The following is a 6,552-nucleotide window of genomic DNA, read 5'->3' on the forward strand; positions in this document are numbered from 1 at the left end:
GGGCCAGCGCCGTCATCTACAGCCTGATGTTGACCTGCCGCGCCTGTGGCGTCGAGCCGTTAGCGTGGCTGCGCCACGTCCTCACTGAACTACCTCAGCGCCCCGAGAACGCAGCCATCGAGGATCTGCTGCCCTTCAACTTCGCCAAAGCAACAGCAGCCTGATCAGACCAGATACCGTTCCCAATTCGAAGGCCATCCGTCGAAAGCGCCGGCGTCAACGTGCAGGGAAAATCGCGCTTACTGCGAGGTCACTGCGTACGGGAAAGCTGGCATTGGTGTAGCTGAGGAAGTGCGGCGCAATCGGTGGAAGTTTAAGATAACTGCCAAGGCATGAAAAGCATTGAAGGCACTCCCTGGCGGCTTGGCGGTCAGCTGCTCCTGGAACTTGGCGAAGTCGGCTACCTCCCAGTGCTCGGCGAGCTTTCCGTCGGCGATCCGATAGAATTGAAAAGCAGCGAAATCGACGCGATTGCCGGTCGCCTTGATCTCACCGAAGTCATTTTCACCTGGGTGCCGCTGACGCGATTCATGACCGCCACCCGATCGCCCTCGCCGATGATCTGCTCGATGGTCCAAGTGAAATCGGGAAAGCTGGACTTTAGGCCCTCGAGATAGCCGCGGATGACGTCGATGCCAGAGGATTGTTCATTCAGCTTGTCACCATAGTCCTGCGAAACAATGTCGGCGAGCTGGGTCAGATCACCGGAACATATCGAAATAGCGGCGTACGATGGCTTTATTGGCATCAGAATCGGACATGGGCTGCTGTACCCGGTTCCATTCGCTGGCAGGCTGCATCGTCGGCAGTGACCGTGCTGAGCCGCCTGTGACTCGAAGAGTGGAAAGCGTTTGGTCGTTGCCAAGACCATCGGCGACTTCTGAAATAGCGAGCGGGCGTGCTGGTCCTTCAGGGGATAATTCCCCGAGGGCCCCGGCGTAGCTGAATCTGGCGCGTACCGCAGCATTTCTTGAACTTCATACCTGAACCGCAAGGACATTGATCATTGCCGCCGAGTTGCAGCCGGCCGACCAGGGGCAGCAGCGCTGCTGAAGGCAGGAGCGCTGCCGCAAGGGCAGCCAACTTGCCCGAGATTCCCGGTACGACGAGGCGACGACCGGATTTGAACCCTCGCCACGCCCGTTCGGCCACATACTCCGGATCCACCTTGGGCAAGATGTTGAAGAGCGCCGTCTGATTGGCGCCTGATCTTGCGAGAAACTCCGTCGACACCGGGCCTGGTGCAACGCATGTGACCGTCACACCGGTTCGGCGCAATTCCTGGTGAAGCGCCTCTGAGAAGAAGCGCACGAAAGCTTTGCTGGCGAAGTACAGAGCCATATAAGGCCCGGGAACGAACCCGGCCACGGAACTGAGATTGAGCACCCCGCCCCGTCGGCGCGCCACCATTCCCGGCAGAAAATGGAGGGTCAGTTCTGTGAGGGAATGTATGTTGAGATCGATGATGCCCAGTTGATCATCAATAGGCAGCGCCGTCGTCGCGCCCCGCAGGCCATAGCCGGCGCTGTTGACCAGGACATCACAGACCAGGCCGTGTGTGGACAGAAAGCCCTCCATGCGCGTCGGCGCATCGCCTGCCACGAGATCCAACTCGAGCGTGAATGCCTCGCCGCCCGCCTCCCTAACCTCAGACGCCGCGGCGGCCAAACCCTCGGGCGAGCGGGCAACCAGCACAACCGCACCGCGCTCCCTTGCCGCGACGCTCGCAATCGCCCGGCCAATTCCACCCGAGCCGCCAATCACGACGATAGCTGGCCGGTATTCACAGTGCGAAATCACGTCGCGTTCCTCTGTCTTGCAGGAGCGGAAACTCCTTGACCGAGCAGCATCACTTCATTGGCGACAGTGCCGTTCAGGATCTTTTCGAATCTCTCCAGTGCTCGTGCGACGTTCGCTCCATCCATGACCCGGTGATCGTAGTGGATGCGGACATTCACCGATCCGTCTTTGCCGATCGGACCGTAGTTCAGAAGCGTGGTCAGTGGTGTCAGCGGGTTGAGTGATTCCGCACCGAGACCGGAATAGACCGACAGTTGGAAGGTACCGAAGTAATTTGCCCTTTGCCGGGCGATGTTCAACCCTAGCCACATAAGCAGCCACCTGACTGGCGCGGGCGCACCTGCCACCCGCAAGGCACGCCGAAACTCCGGGACCTCCAGGATCGGCCGTGATCGAGCCGCATGGATGGATCCCTCAAGTTCCGTGATGGAGTAGCGCTCCGGGCACTTGATGCAGCTCAGCAGAACGGCCGGCTCGCCATCATATTCGCGCTCGTGGGCAATCGAGGCTACGCTTGCCGGATACTCATAAAGCTGCGGCCAGGGCAACTTGACATAGGCGCGCCGCAGCTCCGGCATCTCTAGGGCAAGAAGCGCATATCCTTTCAGGAAGATCGCGGTCCAGGAGGGCCTGGTGTGCTGCGCCATTCTAGCCCTTACGAGTGGGCTGAGGTTCATCTGACGCTGCACCGCGACCCGTGGCACGCCGATCGAAAACCTCATCAGATCGCCAACAAGGCGCCGGGGCGCGGAAAGCTTGAGGGCTCGGCCTCGCATAAAACGTACCTCTAATAAAGATAAGGGACTATTCGCTTGGTCTTTTCCATATAGGCACGGTATTGCGGGCCGAAATTCTCCAGCATCATACGCTCTTCCTCGTCCACTCTCAGCAGGAAAAGGACTGCGAACCCAATCAAACCCGATATGCCCGCAATCCAGTTCGCCAGCAAAAAGACCTGGCCGAGGCCCATGAGCAGGAACGAGGTATACATCGGGTGGCGGACCAAAGCGTATGGTCCGGCGCAGATGAGTTCATGCCGTTCGCGAATCTCCAGCGTAATCGACCAGTTCCGGCCAAGTTCCTTATGGGATCTGCGAAAAACCCATAGCGCGGAGCAGAAGATGATTGTGCCGAGAGCCACGGCCCAAACGCTGGCCGGGTGGTCAGCCGCTGCGGGCATGCCGGTGACAACATAGAAGGCAGGCAGGATTGCGAGGCCAAACAGAGCAGATGCAAGCCCGACGATGTCGGAACGTGAGCGGTAGCCAGTTACAATTCGCACGCGCCTTGCCCGGCGCTCGAAGGGATACCGAATCACGTACCAAGCAACGATGCCGATCACCCAAATGACCTCGCCAAGTGAGGCTGCCGCAATGCTCACTTCAGGTCACCAGCGCCCTTTCTGCGATCGCGACTGTAGCAGCTGCCCCTGAGTATGGCCACTTCACCCATCGTCTCGATTTCGTCACCGGCCGACCTTCAGGCGCAGCGATCCTCTCCGAGTTAGTCCGCAGACGCGAAAGCCGGAGGGGCAGTACCGATCGCATTCGGTCCCATTCATCCCTCGAATCTTGGTTATGTATTCATCTCCCGAAGCTCGGTTATGAATTGTTGCGGCCGGAGCTGAATGGCGGGAGTCTTATATCCCATGGAATGAGCGATGTCCGCCACGAAGCCGTTGCAGTTCAAGACCGTCGCCTGCCAGACATGCGAGCTCGCCTGCAGCTTGCGGATGTAGGCAACGACTTTGTCGTATTCGGCCCGGGTCAATATGATTTGCCAGCTTGCGGATCTGTATGGTTCTTCCAGATCACCGTCGCTCCACCCGGTTTCGGCTGGCACCGGCACGATATGGCCCAGAACATAGGGAACCGCACTGTTCGAAGCCGGGTGAAGGCCCGCGACTTGGGGATCGATCATTCTCCCGGCCCGGTCCAGGCGCCCAAAAACTGCGTAGGTGTGGCCGTAGCTTAGGGCGTAGCGGGAGCGGAACTCGATGAAGTACCGCTCGTCGTTTTTTTGAGGCGCAGCTCCGCCATCGGCATAAGATACGAAATTCGGCTGGGGCGGCAGGTCTTTCGTCTGACATGCCGCTGCCGGGAGGGCCACCAACGCCACAAGCAAGAGACGGCTACTTAGAAGCGTCATCGCCGCGTCCATTCCCGAACTTCACAAAGCACAGACCTAATAACGGCCTATGCTCGCCAACCGCTATGAAGCCGGCCAAAGCCCCGGCTGCGTATGTATGGGGAAGGGCTTGGCACCCCTTCCCCATACAAGCCGGTCCTTACTTAATCACTGGTTGCTCTACCGGAGCGGGTGCCGGAGCCTTACCCTTTCCTTTGCCGATCCAGTCGTTCGCGCAGCCGCTCAGGCTGGCAACGGCGAGCACAGCAACCATTGCAATCAATATCCTGTTCATCAAGCAATCCTTTCCCCGGGGGCGGAATAGCCTATGGAATCGCCACAACTAAAACGATATGCAGCCCCACGAAGTTAGCTGCGATCTACACCAACGCCTAGTGCAGAAATGACACAGTTGGCACCCGGTTGCCGGCGGCACCTTTGCGGTGACGTGCTGGCAGGGTTCACCATCCAACGAAGATCAGGCCTGCCCACCATCAAACAACCATCACCGTCGTGCCCAAAGGAGTACGGTCGTAGAGGTCAATGACGTCGTCATTTATCATACGGATGCACCCGTTCGATACCGCTGTGCCTATCGTCCATGGCTCGTTTGTACCATGTATCCGGAAGTGGGTGTCGCGCCCGTCTCGATAGAGATAAAGGGCACGCGCACCAAGCGGGTTGTTTGGTCCGCCAGGGACCCCCCCTGCATACTGCACCAGGCGCGGCTTGCGCTGCATCATGCTGGCGGTGGGTGTCCACGACGGCCAGTCCGCCTTGCGGCCGACGGTCGCTGTACCCTTGAAGGAAAGTCCCTGCTCGCCGACGCCAACGCCGTAGCGCGTCGCCCACCCGTCAGACTCGACGGCATAGAGAAAACGGTGCGAAGTATCGACGACGATCGTTCCGGCCGGCTCGTTTCCGTCGTACCGCACATGCTGCCGTCGGTAACGAGGATTCAGGCCACGCCTTGGTCCGAACGCGGATGAAATCGACGTGCATCCGGAGATCATCAGAGCCAGACTACCCAGCACGAGCCCCCGGCGCGCAATGTGGTGTTCTTCCATTTGTACCTGCTAGGAAACTGGTCATCTACCGCCGCCCTCGTCTCTACCATTCCGAGGCCTGCGGGCCAAGTCTCGCTGTGTGGTGGCAAAAATGAATTCACAGGATTAAACAAGCGAATTGGAGCGAAACTTCTTGCGATGACCGTCTGCCTCTGTTCGGTTATGTCAGAAATGGCATAGGACAGAGCCGATGAAGCCTGACTTCCATGGTAAAGTCGCGATTGTGACCGGCGCAGGCTCCGGAATAGGTGCGGCTGTTTCACGGCAACTCGCGCAAGAAGGAGCCGAGATTGTTGTCGCCGACCTTGATGCCGAGGCCGCGCGCTGCACAGCCGCCGAAATAAGCTCGCAAGGAGGCAGGGCCTACGACTTTGCGGTAGATGTCACGGATGCGGCAGCAGTGGAAAAGCTGATCGAGTTCACTGTCCAGAAATGCGGCGGACTGGATATGGCGGTAAACAATGCAGGTATCGACGGCATTCGAAAAGCAACGGCAGACTATCCGCTCGACAACTGGCACAAACTGATAAACGTTAATCTCAATGGCGTTTTCTACAGCATGAAGTACGAAATCGCCGCGATGCTGGATCGAGGCGGAGGTGCCATCGTGAACATGTCCTCTGTTCTCGGTTCCGTCGGCTTGCCAACTGCGTCCGCTTACACGGCAGCGAAACACGGGGTCGTTGGATTAACCAAGGTTGCGGCGATTGAATATGCTAGGATGGGCATCCGGATCAATGTCGTCGGCCCCGGCTGGATCGAAACGCCTCTTTTATCGGAGCAAATGGAGGCATTAGCCAGCCGGCGCATGGCGGGTCTTCAGCCGATGGGCAGGCGCGGGAAACCGGAAGAGGTAGCGGCTCTTGTGTGCTTCCTGTTGTCCGACCAGGCCAGCTTTATCACTGGGAGCTACCATCTGGTGGACGGAGCTTACACCGCCCATTAGTGCAGTGGAGACCGGTAACTTCTCTGGGGTGAGCGCGGCCACGATTTGTTAGCGTCGACTGGGCCATCACCATCTCTTTGGTTTCGGAGGTAGTGATGGGAATGGAGTGGACGATTTCGATCGAAGGGACGAACGAATTCGGCGACATCTGTCGCCGAGAGGTCCGGATCGACAAAAGCGATGAGCGTCTGCGTGAAGGAGACCTGGGCCTGTCGATCGACGACGGCAAGAAGATCATGGCCACCCTGCAAACAGCGGTTGTGACCCAGGAGGCGGAAGCCTACACCCTGTTTCGACGGGTCTGTCCGGATTGCCACAATCTTCGGCAACCGACAGCAAGTTCCACGTGCGGCTGTCGGCGGCGTGATGCGGCATCCGTCCGCGGCAGGGTATGAAATCGCGCAAAATCGTAAAGTGGCGCACAGCACGCGATTCGAACCGCCAACAGGCGCAGGGACTCAATTTAGCAAGTGAATTCAGTAGCAGCACTGTATTGGCGGTATCCCTCTCCCGCTACCACCCTACGGATGTCCAACCCGGAGACATGGGTAACAGATTGTACTTAAGACATGGGTGACAACCTCGTGCCGAACGGGTTGTCGATGGTCTGCA

General features: G+C 58.7%; 11 protein-coding genes. 3 read left to right on the forward strand and 8 right to left on the reverse strand.

Going from position 1 to position 6,552, the window contains the following annotated elements:
- The coding region (locus NKH04_RS32745) for a transposase domain-containing protein (protein WP_353012458.1) at nucleotides 1–164 on the forward strand (164 nt) is incomplete at its 5' end.
- Between the two features lie 75 nt (nucleotides 165–239).
- Here NKH04_RS32745 and NKH04_RS32750 read toward each other — a convergent pair.
- The 8 genes from NKH04_RS32750 to NKH04_RS32785 all read right to left on the reverse strand — a co-directional run bounded on the left by NKH04_RS32750 (nucleotide 240) and on the right by NKH04_RS32785 (nucleotide 4,994).
- A complete protein-coding gene (locus NKH04_RS32750; protein WP_353045582.1) occupies nucleotides 240–488 on the reverse strand; it encodes an ester cyclase in 249 nt (82 codons plus the stop codon).
- Nucleotides 401–1,000 carry an ester cyclase gene (locus tag NKH04_RS32755; RefSeq protein ID WP_353045579.1) on the reverse strand — a complete coding sequence of 200 codons (600 nt, stop codon included), beginning with the start codon at nucleotides 998–1,000 and terminating at the stop codon, nucleotides 401–403. The genes NKH04_RS32750 and NKH04_RS32755 overlap by 88 nt, the downstream gene beginning before the upstream one ends.
- The gene (locus NKH04_RS32760) at nucleotides 910–1,800 is read right to left on the reverse strand and encodes an SDR family NAD(P)-dependent oxidoreductase (RefSeq protein ID WP_352539230.1); all 891 of its coding nucleotides are present in this window, start codon (nucleotides 1,798–1,800) and stop codon (nucleotides 910–912) included. The genes NKH04_RS32755 and NKH04_RS32760 overlap by 91 nt, the downstream gene beginning before the upstream one ends.
- The gene (locus NKH04_RS32765; RefSeq protein ID WP_353045580.1) at nucleotides 1,797–2,576 is read right to left on the reverse strand and encodes a hypothetical protein; all 780 of its coding nucleotides are present in this window, start codon (nucleotides 2,574–2,576) and stop codon (nucleotides 1,797–1,799) included. The genes NKH04_RS32760 and NKH04_RS32765 overlap by 4 nt, the downstream gene beginning before the upstream one ends.
- Before the next feature lie 11 nt (nucleotides 2,577–2,587).
- Nucleotides 2,588–3,175, reverse strand: coding sequence for a protein-S-isoprenylcysteine O-methyltransferase (locus NKH04_RS32770; protein WP_352503881.1), 588 nt, complete (start codon nucleotides 3,173–3,175; stop codon nucleotides 2,588–2,590).
- A gap of 200 nt (nucleotides 3,176–3,375) precedes the next feature.
- Nucleotides 3,376–3,948 (reverse strand): hypothetical protein, encoded by a 573-nt coding sequence (locus tag NKH04_RS32775; protein ID WP_352503882.1) that lies wholly within the window; start codon nucleotides 3,946–3,948, stop codon nucleotides 3,376–3,378.
- Nucleotides 3,949–4,087: 139 nt separating this feature from the next.
- A complete protein-coding gene (locus NKH04_RS32780) occupies nucleotides 4,088–4,222 on the reverse strand; it encodes an ABC transporter (RefSeq protein ID WP_352503875.1) in 135 nt (44 codons plus the stop codon).
- A 199-nt stretch (nucleotides 4,223–4,421) separates the two neighbouring features.
- On the reverse strand, nucleotides 4,422–4,994 hold the full coding sequence (locus tag NKH04_RS32785; RefSeq protein WP_353045581.1) for a L,D-transpeptidase: 573 nt from the start codon (nucleotides 4,992–4,994) through the stop codon (nucleotides 4,422–4,424).
- A 190-nt stretch (nucleotides 4,995–5,184) separates the two neighbouring features.
- Here NKH04_RS32785 and NKH04_RS32790 point away from each other — a divergent pair, with 190 nt between their 5' ends.
- Nucleotides 5,185–5,940, forward strand: coding sequence for an SDR family NAD(P)-dependent oxidoreductase (locus NKH04_RS32790; protein WP_352503877.1), 756 nt, complete (start codon nucleotides 5,185–5,187; stop codon nucleotides 5,938–5,940).
- Between the two features lie 95 nt (nucleotides 5,941–6,035).
- Complete coding sequence (locus NKH04_RS32795) at nucleotides 6,036–6,335, forward strand: hypothetical protein (RefSeq protein ID WP_352503878.1); 300 nt, start codon at nucleotides 6,036–6,038, stop codon at nucleotides 6,333–6,335.
- The last annotated feature ends 217 nt before the right edge of the window (nucleotides 6,336–6,552 follow it).

The organism is Mesorhizobium sp. M1365 (assembly GCF_040317865.1).
Lineage (GTDB): Bacteria > Pseudomonadota > Alphaproteobacteria > Rhizobiales > Rhizobiaceae > Mesorhizobium.

Excerpts from the sequence above, each read along its gene's own strand:
- NKH04_RS32795 (WP_352503878.1), top strand. The coding sequence starts at position 6,036 with ATGGGAATGGAGTGGACGATTTCGATCGAAGGGACGAACGAATTCGGC.
- NKH04_RS32790 (WP_352503877.1), top strand. The coding sequence starts at position 5,185 with ATGAAGCCTGACTTCCATGGTAAAGTCGCGATTGTGACCGGCGCAGGC.
- NKH04_RS32755 (WP_353045579.1), bottom strand. The coding sequence starts at position 1,000 with ATGTCCTTGCGGTTCAGGTATGAAGTTCAAGAAATGCTGCGGTACGCG.
- NKH04_RS32780 (WP_352503875.1), bottom strand. The coding sequence starts at position 4,222 with ATGAACAGGATATTGATTGCAATGGTTGCTGTGCTCGCCGTTGCCAGC.
- NKH04_RS32765 (WP_353045580.1), bottom strand. The coding sequence starts at position 2,576 with ATGCGAGGCCGAGCCCTCAAGCTTTCCGCGCCCCGGCGCCTTGTTGGC.
- NKH04_RS32775 (WP_352503882.1), bottom strand. The coding sequence starts at position 3,948 with ATGACGCTTCTAAGTAGCCGTCTCTTGCTTGTGGCGTTGGTGGCCCTC.
- NKH04_RS32785 (WP_353045581.1), bottom strand. The coding sequence starts at position 4,994 with ATGGAAGAACACCACATTGCGCGCCGGGGGCTCGTGCTGGGTAGTCTG.